The 17560-nt window shown below is 39.6% G+C and carries 13 protein-coding genes; 8 read left to right on the forward strand and 5 right to left on the reverse strand.

All coding sequences use genetic code 11. The features are described 5' to 3' along the window. Positions 1-8: 8 nt before the first annotated feature. Both nadC and CZ490_RS02620 read right to left on the reverse strand, forming a co-directional pair. Positions 9-869 carry a carboxylating nicotinate-nucleotide diphosphorylase gene (gene nadC / locus CZ490_RS02615; protein WP_077617423.1) on the reverse strand — a complete coding sequence of 287 codons (861 nt, stop codon included), beginning with the start codon at positions 867-869 and terminating at the stop codon, positions 9-11. Positions 870-1109: 240 nt separating this feature from the next. Further along, positions 1110-2342 (reverse strand): aminopeptidase, encoded by a 1233-nt coding sequence (locus tag CZ490_RS02620; protein WP_077617424.1) that lies wholly within the window; start codon positions 2340-2342, stop codon positions 1110-1112. Positions 2343-2556: 214 nt separating this feature from the next. On the opposite strand from CZ490_RS02620, the gene CZ490_RS02625 reads away from it, so the two are divergent. From CZ490_RS02625 to CZ490_RS02650, 7 genes are all read left to right on the forward strand, one after another. Continuing rightward, a complete protein-coding gene (locus CZ490_RS02625; protein WP_077617425.1) occupies positions 2557-3057 on the forward strand; it encodes a DUF1648 domain-containing protein in 501 nt (166 codons plus the stop codon). A 44-nt stretch (positions 3058-3101) separates the two neighbouring features. Next, positions 3102-3809 carry a copper homeostasis protein CutC gene (locus tag CZ490_RS02630; RefSeq protein ID WP_077620914.1) on the forward strand — a complete coding sequence of 236 codons (708 nt, stop codon included), beginning with the start codon at positions 3102-3104 and terminating at the stop codon, positions 3807-3809. A gap of 103 nt (positions 3810-3912) precedes the next feature. After that, a complete protein-coding gene (locus CZ490_RS02635; protein WP_077617426.1) occupies positions 3913-6849 on the forward strand; it encodes a PD-(D/E)XK nuclease family protein in 2937 nt (978 codons plus the stop codon). Continuing rightward, positions 6842-10051: a UvrD-helicase domain-containing protein gene (locus tag CZ490_RS02640; RefSeq protein ID WP_077617427.1), complete on the forward strand. Its 3210-nt coding sequence runs from the start codon at positions 6842-6844 to the stop codon at positions 10049-10051. Before CZ490_RS02635 ends, CZ490_RS02640 begins: the two co-directional genes overlap by 8 nt. A gap of 251 nt (positions 10052-10302) precedes the next feature. After that, a complete protein-coding gene (locus CZ490_RS22755) occupies positions 10303-10425 on the forward strand; it encodes a hypothetical protein (protein WP_268761982.1) in 123 nt (40 codons plus the stop codon). Between the two features lie 330 nt (positions 10426-10755). After that, positions 10756-11571, forward strand: a complete 816-nt coding sequence (locus tag CZ490_RS02645; RefSeq protein ID WP_077617428.1) for an NAD-dependent epimerase/dehydratase family protein — start codon at positions 10756-10758, stop codon at positions 11569-11571. Between the two features lie 119 nt (positions 11572-11690). Beyond that, positions 11691-12278, forward strand: a complete 588-nt coding sequence (locus CZ490_RS02650; RefSeq protein ID WP_077617429.1) for a YdcF family protein — start codon at positions 11691-11693, stop codon at positions 12276-12278. A 50-nt stretch (positions 12279-12328) separates the two neighbouring features. Here the strand turns inward: CZ490_RS02650 and CZ490_RS02655 are convergent, their stop codons facing one another. From CZ490_RS02655 to CZ490_RS02665, 3 genes are all read right to left on the reverse strand, one after another. Next, positions 12329-13654 (reverse strand): (Fe-S)-binding protein, encoded by a 1326-nt coding sequence (locus CZ490_RS02655; protein ID WP_077617430.1) that lies wholly within the window; start codon positions 13652-13654, stop codon positions 12329-12331. Further along, positions 13651-15063 (reverse strand): glycolate oxidase subunit GlcD, encoded by a 1413-nt coding sequence (gene glcD, locus CZ490_RS02660; protein WP_077617431.1) that lies wholly within the window; start codon positions 15061-15063, stop codon positions 13651-13653. The genes CZ490_RS02655 and glcD overlap by 4 nt, the downstream gene beginning before the upstream one ends. Positions 15064-15150: 87 nt before the next feature. Next, positions 15151-16260, reverse strand: a complete 1110-nt coding sequence (locus CZ490_RS02665) for a CdaR family transcriptional regulator (RefSeq protein WP_159439898.1) — start codon at positions 16258-16260, stop codon at positions 15151-15153. Between the two features lie 174 nt (positions 16261-16434). Here CZ490_RS02665 and mnmH point away from each other — a divergent pair, with 174 nt between their 5' ends. Then, positions 16435-17499, forward strand: a complete 1065-nt coding sequence (gene mnmH / locus CZ490_RS02670; protein ID WP_077617433.1) for a tRNA 2-selenouridine(34) synthase MnmH — start codon at positions 16435-16437, stop codon at positions 17497-17499. Positions 17500-17560 lie beyond the last annotated feature (61 nt).

The raw sequence follows: 17560 nt of genomic DNA on the forward strand, positions 1-17560 counted from the left end.
GTCTTTAACTACTGATTGATAACAACCTTTTTATCTCCTTCTTTAACTTGTAAGCTAATATCTAGGGCTTTAACAGAATGAGTTAGAAAACCTAATGATATATTCTGGACACCGGTTCCTGAATAGCTTGCTAAATTAGCTAATGTGATTCCTCCAGAAGCTTCAGTAATGATTCCATTTGGCACTAACTGAGTGAATTCTTTGACCTCTTGTGGGCTACGATTATCAAACATGATTACGTCTGCGCCAGCTTCTACCGCTTCCATTACTTCTTCTGCGCACTCTGTTTCTACTTCAATCTTGACCATGTGACCAAGTTTTTCACGTGCAGCTTTAACCGCTTTTGTAATCGAACCGCAATAAGCAATATGATTATCTTTAATCATGACACCATCATAAAGTCCAAACCGATGGTTCTTGCCACCCCCGGTTACTACCGCATATTTATCTAGCATACGAAGTCCAGGGATGGTTTTTCTTGTATCACAGATTGAGATGGAAGGGTCGTTTAACGCTTCCACACATTTATTTGTCATGGTCGCAATTCCACTCATTCGTTGGATGAGATTTAAGATTACTCTCTCACCAGTAAGTAGATGGCGGGTTGGGCCACTTACTGTTGCAATTGTATCCCCGGTTAACACACGATCTCCATCAGAAAAGCGAAGTTCAACTTGAATGGTTGGGTCTAAGAGGTGATACGCTTCTTTTATGATTGATAAACCTGAAATAATTCCATTTTCTTTGGCGATGAATACACCTTGACTTGTTTGTTCAAGAGGAAAAATGGATTGACTTGTAAGGTCACGTTCACCAATATCTTCAAGTAAAAACTCTTGTAGCATTTTTCGTAATTTTAGTATATTCATAGTTTGCCTCCTAAAATAAATAAGTTTGATAATAATTTCACAAACTTAATCAAAAAATTTGATTGAATTGGTTTGCTTGACATATGTGAAAATACAGGTGTCTTGTCATCTATATTTACATATTCTTAACCGAATTTCAATATAATCAATAAATTTAATTTTTTAAAGAGAATTTGCAAAATGTGGGAAGATGAGAAAGGAAAAGGCACCACTGGAGTTAAATCTCAGTGATGCCTATTGTTAAAATGCCCAGTTACCTCTACGGAAGACTGGTTCTGAGCTACCGTCTGCGTTGATGCCGTCGATGTCCATTTCACCTGATCCGACCATGAAGTCGACATGTGTGATGCTTGAGTTTGCTCCTCTTTTCGCAAGCTCTTCACGTGACATTGTCTTACCACCTTCAATACAAAAAGCATAGGCATTTCCGATTGCAAAATGATTAGACGCATTTTCGTCAAAAAGGGTATTGTAGAAAAGAATTTTTGATTGTGAAATCGGTGAATTATGTGGAACAAGCGCCACTTCACCTAAATAGTGGCTACCTTCATCTGTTTCCACTAGGCGTTTAAGCGTATCTTCACCTGTTTCAGCCTTCACGTCCACGATTCGTCCGTTTTCAAAGGTTAATGTAAAGTTATCAATTAAATTCCCACCGTAGTTAAGGGGCTTGGTGCTGGTCACAAACCCATTTACACCATCTTTTGCAGGGACGGTAAAGACTTCTTCAGTCGGCATATTGGCCACAAACTGAATCTGTTGTTCATTCTCACCACCGCCACCAATCCAAACGTGACCATCAGGAAGTTCTACCGTTAAATCAGTTCCTGGCGCCTTATAATGCAGTTTCTTATATTTTTTCTTATTAAGGTAGTCGACCTTTGCATGTAAAGTTGTATTGTGTTCTTTCCATGCTTGGACAGGGTCCTCTAAATCAACACGAGTTGCTTGGAAAATCGCTTGCCAAAGCTTTTGTACTTGTTTCTCTGACGAAAGGTCTGGGAATACTTTTGCAGCCCAGCTTTCTGAAGGAACCGCAATAACTGACCAGCTCACCTTATCCGCCTGAGAATAATTACGAAATGTTTGCAATGCTTGGCCGGCAGTTTTATTGGCTTTGGCGATTCGTTCAGGATTTACACCTTTTAATAAATCAGGGTTTGAAGAAACAATCGATAAAAAGGCAGCACCATTTTCTGCGAGTTCTTCCATTCCTTTTGCCTTCCACATCGGGTAATCAAGAAAAGCTTCATCAGGTGCAAGGTCAAAACGAGTACGTGTAATGTTGTCATCATTCCATTCAACGTAAACGTTTCTTGCTCCAGCCTCATACGCGTTTTTAACCACTTTTCGTACATATTCAACTGCCGAGATAGGTGCATTAATAAGGAGGTTCTGTCCTTTTTGAATATTTACCCCGACACGTACAGCTAAGTCAGCATATTTATCTAGCATTTGTTCAAACGTAGTCATATGTAATCTCCTTTAAGTCTGGTGCTAAAAACTAGCACGCAAATATGGTTTTTCAATTTCTAGTGTAACAGAAACAATTCGAACCGCGAAATAAAAATTTTCATAAAAATGGAATTAGAGGAGCTCTAACTAATATGTGACCATTATTATTTATAAAATGAAACCCTTTCCCTGATTCGTACGTATTTACTAGTATGGAAAGGGGTGGTTTTTCATGTCCAACAATCCGGTGTTAAAACTACCAACAACGTCATCTGAAAGAATACTAGCAATCCTTTCAGTCCTTTTTATACTTGGGAGTTATACTTTTATCCTGGTGAACTGGAGTGAGATACCTGACAGGGTTCCTACCCATTTTAATATTGTAGGAGAAGCTGATAGTTGGGGCGGAAAAGCCAGTGTTTTCATACTCCCAATTGTCTCAACCTTTTTGTTTAAAACATTGTTTATTCTAAGTAAATTTCCACATGTCCATAATTATCCAGTTAAAGTGACACCTGAAAACGCTGAAGGCATCTATAAAGCCTCTCGAAAAATGCTCATTACGATGAATTTTTTCATGACCTTCTTTTTGGCAATTGGCACTTGGGAAATGATCAATGTGGCACAAGGAAAAGCTGGACTAGGAATATGGTATATGATTGGTTTCTTCGTGTCTATTTTTGGAACAATGGGATACTATATGTACAAGATGTTTAGAATGCGAAAAAAATAAGTGGAACCAGAGTGGTGGTTCCGTTGAAAGTAGGCAGTGATACCATGATCATTGAGATAATTGTTCAAGATACCACAGATGCGAGGATTGCTGAAGAGTATGGGGCAAATCGACTAGAGCTAGTCACAGCAATGACAGAAGGGGGATTAACCCCTTCATATGGGGTGATTAAAGAGGTGGTACAGGCGGTATCCATTCCTGTCCATGTAATGGTCCGTCCTCATGGCTATTCATTCACGTATTCAGAGGATGATAAAACAGTAATCTTAGAAGATGTAAAAGCCTGTAAGGAACTGGGTGCAGCAGGGATTGTTTTTGGTTCTTTAACAGAAGATGGTGAGATTGATGAGGCTCTTCTTGAAAAGGTGATTAAGGCAGCGGACGGAATGAAGATTACCTTTCACCGAGCTCTTGACGAAGCGAAGAATATCGTAGAGGCGTATAAAACCCTTCAAACCTACAGTGATTCCATACAAACGGTATTAACTTCTGGTGGAGCACAGAAGGCGTTGGATGGTGTAGAAAATCTGCTGGAGATGCTCAGTTTATCGAGTGATAAGCCGTCACCGGTTGTTATGCCAGGTTCTGGGCTATCCCATAATAATATTGTGGAGCTACATGAGAAACTTCAGGCAACACAGTACCATTTCGGTTCTGCGGTTCGGATAAATGGGAAGTTTAGCGAACCAATAAATGGGAATACTATTAAGACGATAAAACAATTACTAGAATCTTACAACAAGGATGTCTGAATGATACATTTAGGCGTCCTTTTATTTTTGTCATATAGATGCAAATAAACGGCTACCTTGCTAGAGGCATTACACTAATATCACATAAGGGAGAGTGAAAACAATGGAAGTCCTCATCAAACAACTCGAAAGGATTTGCAAACAGTATCTGTTAACTGAAAAAATTCTACTTGTGGATACATATAAAATTGGCGAACAAATAGTCAGAGCATATACCCAAAAAGACAAACATGCAGTGAATATTAAAATAAAAACTATTAAGGATTTTGCTCTTGATGTTTCCCAGATTGAACAAAAGCAACTTATTGAAGACGCAGTAGGAGCTCATTTACTGTATTCTTTGTTAAACGAATACCAACCAAGTTTCGAGTACTTTAAAAATGTAGAAATTACACCTACATTAGGTCAGAGCATGTACCAAACAGTGAAGCGACTTCGGCTAGCAGGATACACTAGCGACTCCCTCAATGTAGAACATTTTGTTTCACCTGCAAAAGGTGAGGATATAAGGCTTATTTTACAGTCATATGAACAACTGCTCGAAAAGCATAATCTAGTCGATGATGCCGAACTCTATCAAAGGTCGCTGGAAAAATATAATGCTAGTAATCAAGTCTTAATACTGCAAAGCAATCTAACCTTAGCATTCCTACAAACGGAATTTTTAAAGACGATGCAGCCGGCTACCTATTTTCATTTACCTATGGAAGCTGTACGTGGGCTCCCAGCACCAGAAATGTCATCTTTTTCAAAGGTCGTATATGGAGATGAAACTCCATTGAGTTATTTATATGATATTGAACATGCCAAAGAAACCGTCCAAACACTCTCTTTATTTACTGCCAAAACAGAGGAGATGGAGTTGAAGGAAGTCTTATTTAGAACCAAGGAGAAAGGGATAAAGTTTGATGAAGCTGCCATTTATTACAGTGCAAGTCCTCGATATGTAACAGCTATGTATCATCTTGCTGAACGATTGCAGATACCGGTGACATTTGGCGAGGGTATTCCGATTGGGTTCACTACTCCAGGCAAACTAGTATCAGGGATTTTAGAGTGGATGAAAGAGTTTTATAGTGTTCAAGTTTTTTTAAAGCTGCTTCAAGAAAACCTAATCGATTTAGGAGAAGATGCACCAACAAAAGCAAAAATGGCAGCGATGCTTCGTGGAGCGAACATTGGCTGGGGCCAAGAGCGCTATCTTTCACAACTAAAAATGAAGATTGCTGAATTAAACGATAGTGGTGACCGAGTTCAGGAATATCAGTGGCTTCTAAAATTGTTCACAACAATGTTCAAACACATGCCTAATCTTCAACGTGATGGGACTATTGTCTATCGTGATTTACTCAAAACAATCCAATTTCTCCTTCACAACTATTGTCGAGTCTCATCAGGATTTGACCATGCAGCTAAAGAGGCTTTGTTAGATCGAGTTGAGTCCCTTTTACCTTATGCAAATGATGTGATTCCAGAACCGTACCAAAAAGTTAACGATGACTTATTATCAATCCGTACAGGAAAGTCCCGTCCGAGGCCGGGATTCTTGCATATGTCTACCTATAAAGAGGGTATCTTTATGAATCGTGAGCATCTGTTCATCGTCGGTTTAGATAATCAACGGTTTCCTGGGAAATCAGGAGAGGACCCTTTGCTTTTGGATACTGAGAGAAAGAAACTTGGTCGACTTCTTCCGTTAGAAGGTGAAAAGTCTAACCGAGACTTATACATGATGTTGCAGTTATTCGCATCATCGGCGAACAAAGAGATTACAGTAAGTTATTGTAGGTTTTCCATAAATGAAAATCGAGCCGTTACTCCGTCGTATCTATTTTTACAATGTTATCGAATTCATACCGGTGACGTTTCAGTAGATTTCCAAACGTTGCGACAAAAAGTGCCGATAGCAGACCGAAAGCTCCCTCTTGAAAGAGGAGATTGGTGGACTCATAAAATCACAAACACACAATACGGACTACTAGATGATTCACTAGTAAGCGAATTCGCTAATGTTAAAAGAGGTCTTCAAGCGGAAAAAATGCGGCTGGACCCTGCTTTTACTGTGTATGAAGGAAAGATTGAGAGCGATACGACCGATTTTGATCCCCGGAAAAATCACGACCTTATGATTTCAGCGGGAAAACTCGAGAAAATCGCCAAATGCCCTTATGCCTTTTTTTTAGGGAATGTGTTGCGACTGCGTGTGAATGAGGAAATTACGTATGATTCGAGTAAATGGTTGGATGCAAAAACGAGAGGGACATTACTACACGAAATTTTTGAGTCGTATTATAAGGAAATTAAAGCTCGGAAAGAAAGACCATCTTATGGGAACCATCTAGAACTACTAACCAAATTGGCAAAAGACAAACTGAAGTATGTGAAAACTCTTATACCACCACCTAACGCCAGAACAGAAAGACTAGAATCAGAGGAAATCATTGAGTCATGCGAGACATTTTTACGAATTGAAGAGGAAAATAGTGCAGCTGGCGAACCGTTGTATTTCGAATATTCCTTTGGGGAAGATTCTCCGGCTGTAATTGAACTTCCATCAGGGAACGTACGTGTTAGAGGCATTATTGATCGTGTGGATCGATTACCCGACGGAACTTATCATATCATTGACTATAAAACTGGCAGTAGTTGGGGCTATAAAACGAAGGAGTTTTTTAAAGGTGGAAGACAGCTTCAACATCTACTATACACGCTTGCGATAGAAGCTCATCTAGGTATCGAGGAAGGTACCGTCAAACAAAGCTCCTACTTGTTTCCAACTAAAAAAGGAGCGGGCAAACGATTTGTGCGTGAACAAGAGGAAACAACGAGAACGAATGGAAAAGACATTGTAGACAAGCTCCTTTCAATCGTGGAGCATGGCCACTTTACGATGACAGATGATGAAAATGAATGTACATTTTGTGAGTTTAAAACGATTTGTAGACGATCTACCTATGATAAAGATGCATTAAAACAAAAACAACAAGACGAGACAGCCCAGGGATTAAAAAGCTTTTTGGGGGTGCGAGCCTATGACTAAGGTAGTTATTGATCAGGAAGCTAGGGACAAAATAGGGAATGTACTGAATCAGAACTTTCTTGTGGAGGCAGGTGCGGGTTCAGGTAAAACAACTAGTCTTGTTAATCGAATGGTGAACTTAATTTACACCGGGACAGCGAAAGTAGACGAGATGGTTGCAATCACATTTACAAAAAAAGCTGCTGATGAACTCAAGACTCGTTTTTTAACGATGCTTGAAAAAAAGGCAAAAGAGGAAACAAATCTAGATGTGAAATTCCTTCTTGAGGAAGCATTGCAACATATTGACCAATCATTTATTGGTACCGTTCATTCTTTCTGTGCTCGTATATTACGAGAAAGACCTGTTGAAGCGGGACTTGATGTTTCATTTTCTGAACTCGATGATCAGGAAGACGATGAAGTTGCAAAGGCAGCTTGGTTGGTTTACATGCATAAGCTTGAAACGGATAACCCACAGAAAGCAAGAATGATAAAGGATTTAGGATTTGATGATAAGGACTTGAGTGAACGATTTAGTACAATGAAAAACTACCCAGATATAGAGTGGGCAAGTGCTTATGTTGAAAAACCGAATCTTGAGGTTGTGTATGAACGCTTTATCGCTCTGTTAAAGGAGGCAAGTCGCTGTATTCCGAAAGATATCCCAAAAGGTCCAGACAAATTACAAGAGGCGATTCAAGAAGTACTCCGGCAAACTAGATATCAAGATAAAGCAGATTCGTTGATGGTTAATGTTTTCAAATCGTTCGATAAGAAACTTAAGGCAACGCAGTACAAATGGACGACCAAAGAAGATGCTAAGGAATATGAAATTCGTATTTCAGATTTTTTCGAGGATTATATCAAACCATTACTCGTGAGGTGGAGTGAGTATTGCCATCCATTTGTAATTGATTTATTTAAGGGTGCTTTTTTAGAATATGAAAAAATAAAACAAGAACGGTCATTGATGAACTTCCAGGATTTATTAATGAAAACGGCGGCTCTACTTAAAAACAATGCAGAGGTACGGACGTATTTTCATCAAAAGTATAAGAGGGTGCTTGTGGATGAGTTCCAGGACACTGATCCCATTCAAGCAGAGATTATGTTTTATTTAACAGGCGAAGATGTTACTGAAGAAAATTGGACGAGGTGTAAACCCCGCCCCGGATCACTCTTTGTAGTGGGTGACCCGAAGCAAGCCATTTATCGTTTCCGTCGTGCTGATATTGATATTTACAATCTGGTCAAGGACTTAATCGAGTCTCATGGTGGTGAAGTCCTTCAGTTGATTATGAACTTTAGAACGGTTGATACCATAACAAACCAATTAAATAAAGTGTTCCAGGAGCATTTACCTGAAAAAGAGAGTGTTCACCAGGCCGCCTATCGTCCGCTTTATTCCTTTAAGGAGGGTGACAATTCGGATCTGATTGGGATTAAGAGACTCGTATTAGCTGATGATTACGCAAAGAATAAAACGATTACTCTTGAAAAAGATGCTGAGAACATCACCATGATTATCAGAAAATTACTTGATGATGGTCATGAACCAAAAGAATTTATGATTTTAACAAGGCAAAAAGAGGGAATTGATGTGTACTCGCATGTTTTAGAAGGCGCAGGAATTCCTGTTAGTGTCGGCGGAGAAATGGAAATCAGTATGATACCTGAATTTCAAGATCTCATTCGTCTCTTAGATGCACTTGTCGATACGACTGATCAGATCGCCTTTACTGCTTCACTTCGAAGTGTTTGGTTTGGTATTAGTGATGAGGAATTATTCCAATGGGCTCAGGCTGGAGGCAGATTTTCACTTTATGCAAACATGCCTGTCACGTTGTCTCGTGAAACGGAGCTTCGTTTTCAGGATGCACTTTCAAAGCTACAACAGTATGTTAAGTGGAAAAACATATTTTCACCAGCTGTAGCAATTGGAAAAATTGTTGACGATATTGGTTTATACCCGTTGTTTGTAACCAAAGGATATGGAAAAAGAGAGGCGACTAATCTTCTCCAAATCATTGAAGCGCTTCGGGAGAAGGAAGAGAAAGATGCAACTACTTTCAGAGAAGCAGTCGATTTTATCAGAATGAAAATTGAGAAAAAAACGGATGTTATTAACCTTGAGGACGACGAGAATGCGGTTCGGATCATGAATGTCCATAAAGCAAAGGGCTTGGAGGCATCAATCGTTTTTCTAGCACACCCTGGGAAAAAGCCGGAAATCCGCACTAAAATTTCGTCACACATTAAACGAGAAAATCGCTCTGCAACAGGTTATTTTATGTTCGGAAAGAAGCAAGGACAAACAACAAAGCCTCTAGCACAACCGCTAAATTGGGAAGATTTTCTTGATGCTGAGGAAGCATATCTGGTAGCAGAGGAAATACGGATTCTTTATGTGGCCGCAACAAGAGCGGAGAAGGCAATGATTATTAGTACCTTTGAATCGAAAAACACAAAAAATCCTTGGAGTCTTCTGGTAGATGGTCTACCGGAGCTTGAAGATATTGAAGTTCCTGAAAAAATGGCGGACGAAGCAAAGGCAACCGGAATCCCAATTACCAAAAACGAGTACAATAAGGAAACTACTGGTTTGTTGGATTGGCTAGAGGAGCGTAAACATCCTTCTTTTTCAACCTATAGTCCGACTGAAGATAAACAAGATATCTTCACCCTTGAGATCGAACGTGAGGAAGGTGGAGGTCAGACATGGGGAACTGTTATACATGAGGTCTTTGAAAAGCTGGTTAAAGAGGAAGAGGGAGTATTAGAGGAACTTGTTTCATCTACCACAAAAAGGCATGACATCTCATTAAGTCGAATGGCAGAAATTGTTGATGTGGTGGAGCGGTTTCAACAATCGATGATTTGGGCAGAGCTTCAAATCGCTGAAGAGGTACTAACAGAGGTCCCGTTTACGATTAAAATAGATTCTGGAGACCCATTGTATGAGCTGGTTGGAAGCGAAGGCAAAAGTGAAATGGTGTTTGTAAGTGGGATCATCGATCTCGTGTACAAGATAAATGGTGAATGGAAACTAGTCGATTATAAGACGGACCGACCAAAGGATATTTCGAAGCTACCAGAACTGACAAACTATTATCGAAAACAAATCAAGTTTTATCAGCAAATTTGGGAACGAATTACAGGTGAAAAGGTTGTCGACAAGCAGTTATACTTTGTGACCCCGAATAAGATTGTGGCTGTTTAGTGCGAGTGTTAGAGCTAGTTCGCGAAGTCGGTGGTGTATTGAACTCTAGTGTGTTTTCATAAGATGGATGAAGACCCGAGTGGAGGAGTTTGTAGCAGGGAAAGGTCATCATGAGATGGATGAAGACCTGAATGGAGAAGATTGTAGTAGGAAGAGGTCTTCATAAGGTGTATGAAGACCTGAGTGGAGGAATTTGTGGCAGGGAAAGGTCATCATGAGATGGATGAAGACCTGAATGGAGGAGTTTGTAGGTGGAAGAGGTCATCATAAGATGGATGAAGACCTGTATGGGAGAGTTTGTAGTAGGAAGAGGTCTTCATATGGTGAATGAAGACCTGAACGGAGGCACAGGTAGCATGAAGAGGTCATCATAAGGTGGATGAAGACCTGTATGGGAGAGTTTGTAGTAGGAAGAGGTCTTCATATGGTGAATGAAGACCTGAACGGAGGCACAGGTAGCATGAAGAGGTCATCATAAGGCGGATGAAGACCTGACCGGAGAAACTTGTAGTAGGAAGAGGCCTTCATAAGGTGAATGAAGACCTGAGTGGAGGAATTTGTAGCGGGAAGAGGTCATCATAAGCTCGATGAAGAGGAAACGAGCGGAAGCAGCGACCGAAATTCTCTTCATGTTCTCTATGTATGTTTTTACATTAATAAACAAACCTTAACAAGGAGGACTCTTCACGGAAAGGAGCCATCTAATGAAAAAGAAAATTGCGATCATTGGCGGAACAGGAACAATCGGTTCCATCCTTGAAGAAGGGCTTAGCGCCAAATATGATATCGTGATTCTTGATAAGAATATAGATAATCCTAAACATATTGAAGTGGACGCTACTGATTATCACGACCTCTTACGTACCATCCCAAAAGACTGCAGCGCACTTATTAATTTACTAAATGTTAGCACCGAAAATGACTTTAATGATATTAGTCAATTTAAGAAAAAGACGGACATTCACTTTTTTGCATCCTTCTACATTCTTAGAGCAGCAATTGAGCTAGGTATTCCAAAGGTGGTTTACGCGAGTAGTAACCATGTAACCGATTTTTATGAAAAGGATGGAGTTTCAGGGCTCGGGCGTGAGATAACTGTTGAAGATTATCCCTATCAGCGGACCTTGTATGGGACTCTCAAATTGGCCTCAGAAAATATCGGCCATATTTTAGCGTATGAGGAAGAGAACAATCTATCAGTGATTAACTTGCGCATTGGAAGTGTGAGACGTGACGAAGTGAAGGATCTCCAAAAAAACGAGCGTTTTAATAAGACACTATTAAGTCATGCCGATGTGATTCAGTTGTTTGATTTAGCCATACAATCAACTATCAAGTTTGGAACTTATTATGGAGTATCAGATAATAAAGATAAGCCGTGGTCCATTGAAAATGCTAAACGTGAACTAGGATTCGTTTCGAAAATGACTTCGGAGGATGTACTCGAGCGATCCAAAACGGAGTTAGACAGCATTAATTCAAATTACGAAGACCTCGAGAATCAAAACTGGTTAAACTAAATCACACTCCTAAGGCACCCACACTTTTTGGGTGTCTTTTTTCTTCGAAGACGATAACATATTTCTATTTTTCTCCATTTGGTATAATGATAGAATAGCCCTAAAGGGGTTGTTACTATTTGAAAAAGAGGAAAGCGATGCTATTTATAATTGGTTTTTTACTTATCATTGGTGTTAGTTATTTCGCAGCCATTCATTATAAAATATCTCAGTTTGTCGATGTTGAACCGCCCCAAAATGCTGACTACATGATTATTCTCGGTGCAAAGGTGAATGGGGAGGTTCCTTCACTGGCGTTGCAATATCGGATTGATGCTGCGGTGGAATATGCCAAGAAGAATGAAGATACAATTCTGATTGTTTCAGGTGGACAAGGTCCAGGCGAAGACATAACAGAAGCTGAGGCAATGAAACGTGCACTCGTGAAAAAGGGGATACACGAATCTAGAATCTTACTTGAGGATCGCTCAACCAGTACGTATGAAAATATTAAATTCTCAAAAGAATTGATTCCTGAAGGTGCAAAACAGGGGATTGTTGTGACAAATGATTATCATTTGTATCGATCCATCCAAATTGCGAGAGATGCTGACTTGAAAGTGGAGGGACTACCGGCCAAGACTCCAGAGATTACACTAGTAAAGGCATATGGTCGGGAATATTTATCGATTACAAAGTATTATTTGGAAAAATATGTGTTGAAATAGCAAAAAGAATCGTCACCTGTAACATAGGACGATTCTTTTTTTCTAAGGTATTAATTATTCTCCACTGCTTCGAGCAATAAGTCGACGATATGAACGGTACGGATTTTATCAGATAATCCCTCACGTTCGATACCAAGTTTCATTTGCAGTAAACACCCTGGATTGGCTGTGACGATGGTTTTGGCTCCAGTGGTCTTCACTTTCTTCATTTTTGAGTCTAGGATTTTCATCGACATTTCAGATTCGACGATGTTATAGATCCCGGCTGAGCCACAACAGCTATCCGCATTCGTCATTTCTAGGTAGGTAGTACCTTTAATTGCTTGTAGTAAATTTCTAGGTTCGGAAGCTGTGTTCATGACATTTCGTAAATGGCATGAATCTTGATACGTTATTACTTGGGCAGGTAGAGATAACTCAATCTTATGAAACTCTAATTCTATTAATACTGACGAAATGTCCTTGAGTTTTTTCGCAAACGCCTTGGCACGACTCGCCCATTCGGGCTCATCCTTTAAAAGGTGATCATATTCGATTAAGAAGGCTCCGCATCCGCCCGCGTTTGTGATAATATAATCAGTTTCAATTTCTTCAAAAGCCGCAATATTTTGTTTGGCTAGTTCCTTTGCTTTCTGCTTTTCACCACTATGTCCGTGCAAAGCTCCACAGCAGACTTGTGTTTTTGGTATTACAATTTCACAGCCAGCCAACTGGAGGAGTTTTGTAGTAGCATCATTTGTTTTCATGAACATTGTGTCCATTAAGCATCCTGAGAAAAAAGAAACCTTCTTTTTTTGAACACCGATAGGCTTAAGGTGATAGGGACGATTTTTGAGCTCTTTTAAGGTTGGTACTTCAGGTAGAACACTCTCCATGGTTGATAAGCCATCAGGTAAAAACTTCATTAGTCCACTTTTCCGTACGACTTTTTGCATCCCTGAACGTTGGTAGACACCAAGTAATCCAGTTAACGTCCTCATACGATTTTGATGAGGAAAAAGACCTTCAAAAACGGTTTTTCTAACTGTTTTCGTGGGGAGAGAATGCTTTTTATTTTGATTAATAATATCCCTTGCTTCTTCTAAAAGGTGACCGTAGTTCACTCCGGACGGACATACCGGTTCACATGCACGACATCCTAAGCACATGTTTACTGACCTTTCAAAATCTTCGTCAGGTTCAATTAGACCATCCACAACAGCTTTCATTAAAGCGATTCTTCCGCGTGGTGAATGTGCTTCCTGATAACCAGATTCAATATAAGTTGGGCAGGTAGGGAGACAAAATCCACATCTCATACAATTTAAGAGTTCATCTTGGTCCATGCGCGATTGAAATTCTTCTTTTATGTTTTGTTGTTCCTGCATCGTTGTCATGTTGAAACCACCACACGTTTTCTTGAATCCTTGGCAAACATTTTTCCGGGATTCATAATATTGTTTGGATCCAGACTGGTTTTAATGGCTTGCATCGCAGCAATTCCTGCAGCACCGAGTTTCATCTCTAGATAAGGTGCCTTCATGACACCAACTCCATGCTCACCAGTGATTGTTCCGCCCAGCTCAATGGCTTTTTCAAAAATTTCTTCAAATGCTTTTTCAACTCGTTCAATTTCTTCTGTGTTCCTGACATCAGTTAAGCAAGTGGGATGAAGATTTCCATCACCCGCGTGACCAAATGTACAGATACGAAGCTCATATTTCATTGCTATTTCCTCAATAGCCTTAACCATTTTGGCTATCTCAGAGCGAGGCACAGTAGCATCCTCTAAAATGGTCGTAGGTTTTAAGCGGGCAAGTGCGGATAAGGCTGCACGTCTTGCGGTTCTTAGGCTTTCAGCTTCCTCCTCTGATTCAGCAGATTTAACGGATACTGCATGTTCTTCCTTACAAATCTCTATGATTCTCTCAATGTCCCGTTTTACAATTTCTTCTGGTCCATCCTGTTCAATGAGAAGGATTGCTTTTACATCGGTAGGGAGTCCAACTTTTGCGAATGCTTCTACTGCTTCTAGTGTAGGCTGGTCTAGAAACTCTAGCGTAATCGGGATGATTTTATTTGCAATGATTTTTGAAACAGATTTTGCTGCTGCTTCTAGGTCCTGATACAATGCAAGAATGGTTTGTTTTGTTTCAGGCATGGGAATGAGCTTTAGTGTGGCCTCGGTGATGATTCCAAGTGTCCCCTCTGAACCGACAAAGAGCCGGGTCAGGTCATATCCAGCAACATCTTTCGCTAGCTTTCCACCGGTTTTGATGATGTCACCATTTGCTAAGACCGCTTCAAGCCCCATTACATAATCTCGTGTTACACCATATTTTAGGCCTCGTAACCCTCCAGAATTTTCATTAATGTTGCCACCAATAGTAGAAATCTTCATTGAACCAGGGTCAGGTGGATAAAATAACCCCTTTGCTTCGACCGCATTTGTTACTTCCTGTGTAATCACACCTGGTTGAACGGTAATGGTCAAGTTTTCTTCATCTATCTCTAAGATTTTGTTTAGGTGTTTAAACAGAAGTACAATTCCACCCTCGGTAGGGCATGTTCCTGCACAGAGGTTAGTTCCAGAACCACGCGGAACGATTGGGATTTTATACTCATTACAAACTTTCACAATTTCCGAAATCTCCTCTTTGTTTCGTGGAGCAATCACCGCGTCAGGCATAGATTGGAATTGTGGAGTTGCATCGTAAGAGTATACAAGTCGGCCAGTACTTGAATCATCATAGTTTTCCGGACCAACAATTTTTAACAATCGCTGTCTAGCTTTCGTATCAATCATGTGAACGCCTCCAATAAAGTATCTATATATAAGCATAAAAAAAAGCGGATAAATCCGCTATGTAGAAACATACAAATTTTTTGGCTTTTATTCAATGATTTTTATAGATTTATTTAATATTACAAAGCCGATATAAAGAGTAGCTAGGTCTTTGAAGTTCCTAGGATGAAGGCCAGTACGTTCTTCAACTTTATTTAAACGATAATTAAGGGTATTGACATGGATATGAAGAGCCTTTGCAGTTTCTTTGATGGACTGATTGTGTTTAATAAATTCAAACACAGTGTTAATTAAATCTATATCATCTAAAAGCGTGACCACTGTACGCCTAATGAACTCCGCTTGTACTTTTGGACTGGCTTCATGAATGAGCATTTCCAACTTTAGGTCATCATCAAACGTAATCGTATAGTTTTTCTTAGCCACTTCAAGTGCTCGTTCGGCTTCATCGAATGATTTCTTTATTGAATAATCAAAGTCATTCGTACCAACTCCAAATGAAATTTGTACAGAAAATCGATGTTCTAGTTCTTCTTTTAACTTTTTTAGAATGTCATTTATCTGTTCCTTAGAACGTTCAGCTAAAAGAAGAAGGAACCGTTCGTTTCCCCATCTGACAAATAGATCATCAACTTGCAGGAATGATTGCTCACGTACACGTTTAGTAATGTCTCGAAGTGGAATTTCTTGCTCACTCTCAATTAATCCCATTACAACATGCCGCTTTATGTCAATATTGATACCAAAATGCTTAGCGCGTTTTACAAGTACATCAATTTCTTTAAATTGAAGCCAATCAAAAACAAAGTTTTCGACGGCACGCGCTTCCAATTCCATTTGTTCCGCATAGTAGCTTTCTTGAATGAATAGCTCGGTCATCTTTTTTAGGAGCTCTCCGTAAGCAGATACTTTCTCAGGATTTCCGGTAATTCCAATCACTCCAACAACATCGTCCTTAAATAAAATAGGTAAGTTGATACCTGCTTTTACCCCTTCCAACTGATTCTCCATTTCTTTCGTGATGGTCATTTTCTTATGGTCCCGAGCTGAAAGGAGCGCACCTTCGTGAAATTTACCAATCCGACTACTTTCTGTACTTGCAATAATGGTACCTGAAATATTAACTATTATTAGGTCTTCATCGATTAATCTACGTACTTCATTTATTATTTTTTTCGCGAGTGACGGTATTAACATGTTCAAGCCTCCAAAAACATATTTCATTACTTATTCAATTCCTTTATTCTATCATTTCCAAATATTGTTGTAAGTGCATTTTTTTCACGGAAGTAAATTTTCTGTATTATAATAGAAGAGATAGAATGTGGATATAGTGAAGATAGAAAGACATTCTTGAGAGGAAGAAAAATGATGTTTCAAGATATAACAGTACAAGAATTGCGACAAATGCAGAAGAAACAAACACTTGCTCTAATTGATGTTCGATCACCTTCTGAGTTTGTTGAATCAAATATACCAGGTAGTGTAAATATACCGATTTTTACAGATGAAGAAAGAGCGGAAATTGGTACTATATATAAGCAAGTTAGCCCTGATGCAGCCAAGGAACGAGGACTTGAAATCGTATCGGCTAAGCTTCCAAGTTTTATAAGAGAGTTTTCTGTCATCCCTGAAGATGAAAAAGTGATATACTGCTGGCGTGGTGGAATGCGCAGTAGAACATCGGCTACCCTTGTAGATTTAATGGGAATCAAAGCAAAACGACTAATAGGTGGTATTCATGGCTATCGGTCATGGGTCGTCGACAAATTAGGAGAGCTTGCGACTGAATTTAAGCCTAAGGCTTTAGTGTTAAATGGCTATACCGGTACTGGAAAAACAAAAGTTTTAAAAGACCTGCAGGAAAAGGGATATCCTGTCCTGGATCTAGAAACGATGGCAAACCACCGTGGGTCTGTTTTCGGAATGATAGGGAAAGAGCCACATAATCAAAAAGTGTTTGATCTATTGTTTGTGGAAAGGGCTCTCCAGCTTAAAGAGTCGCCGTATGTTCTTTTAGAAGCAGAAAGCAAGCGTATTGGTAGAGCGACAGTACCTGATTTCATCCTCCAAATGAAGGAAGACGGCTACCATATTTTTATCGATTTGCCGGTAGAGGAACGCGTTCAAATTATTTTAGAAGATTATCGTCCATGGGAATATCCAAGTGAATGTATGTCAGCCTTTCAACGAATCAAGAAACGTATTCATACACCTATAGCCGCACAAATTGAAAAAGACCTTGAAACCGGCGACTATCGTTCCGCTGTGAAATTGCTGTTAGAGTCTTATTATGACCCGAGATATCACCATACAGCCGAGCAAATCCCTGAGGAGCGAAGTAAGGTATTACATGTGAAAACAGTAGAAGAAGCTACAATAATGATTGAAGAGTTCATTACTGGAGAGGTTATAAAGACCCCAACAAATTCATGATGGAAATAACTAAGACCTAGTGCCATTCGCACTAGGTTTTTTGGTAAATATATAGCATTTC

The sequence above is a fragment of the Litchfieldia sinesaloumensis genome (assembly GCF_900156865.1).
GTDB lineage: Bacteria > Bacillota > Bacilli > Bacillales > Bacillaceae_L > Ferdinandcohnia > Ferdinandcohnia sinesaloumensis.

Bases quoted from the DNA above. Each gene is read 5' to 3' on its own strand.
- nadC (WP_077617423.1), bottom strand. From the start codon at position 869: ATGAATATACTAAAATTACGAAAAATGCTACAAGAGTTTTTACTTGAA.
- CZ490_RS02620 (WP_077617424.1), bottom strand. From the start codon at position 2,342: ATGACTACGTTTGAACAAATGCTAGATAAATATGCTGACTTAGCTGTA.
- CZ490_RS02625 (WP_077617425.1), top strand. From the start codon at position 2,557: ATGTCCAACAATCCGGTGTTAAAACTACCAACAACGTCATCTGAAAGA.
- CZ490_RS02630 (WP_077620914.1), top strand. From the start codon at position 3,102: ATGATCATTGAGATAATTGTTCAAGATACCACAGATGCGAGGATTGCT.
- CZ490_RS02635 (WP_077617426.1), top strand. From the start codon at position 3,913: ATGGAAGTCCTCATCAAACAACTCGAAAGGATTTGCAAACAGTATCTG.
- CZ490_RS02640 (WP_077617427.1), top strand. From the start codon at position 6,842: ATGACTAAGGTAGTTATTGATCAGGAAGCTAGGGACAAAATAGGGAAT.
- CZ490_RS02645 (WP_077617428.1), top strand. From the start codon at position 10,756: ATGAAAAAGAAAATTGCGATCATTGGCGGAACAGGAACAATCGGTTCC.
- CZ490_RS02655 (WP_077617430.1), bottom strand. From the start codon at position 13,654: ATGACAACGATGCAGGAACAACAAAACATAAAAGAAGAATTTCAATCG.
- glcD (WP_077617431.1), bottom strand. From the start codon at position 15,063: ATGATTGATACGAAAGCTAGACAGCGATTGTTAAAAATTGTTGGTCCG.
- CZ490_RS02665 (WP_159439898.1), bottom strand. From the start codon at position 16,260: ATGTTAATACCGTCACTCGCGAAAAAAATAATAAATGAAGTACGTAGA.
- mnmH (WP_077617433.1), top strand. From the start codon at position 16,435: ATGTTTCAAGATATAACAGTACAAGAATTGCGACAAATGCAGAAGAAA.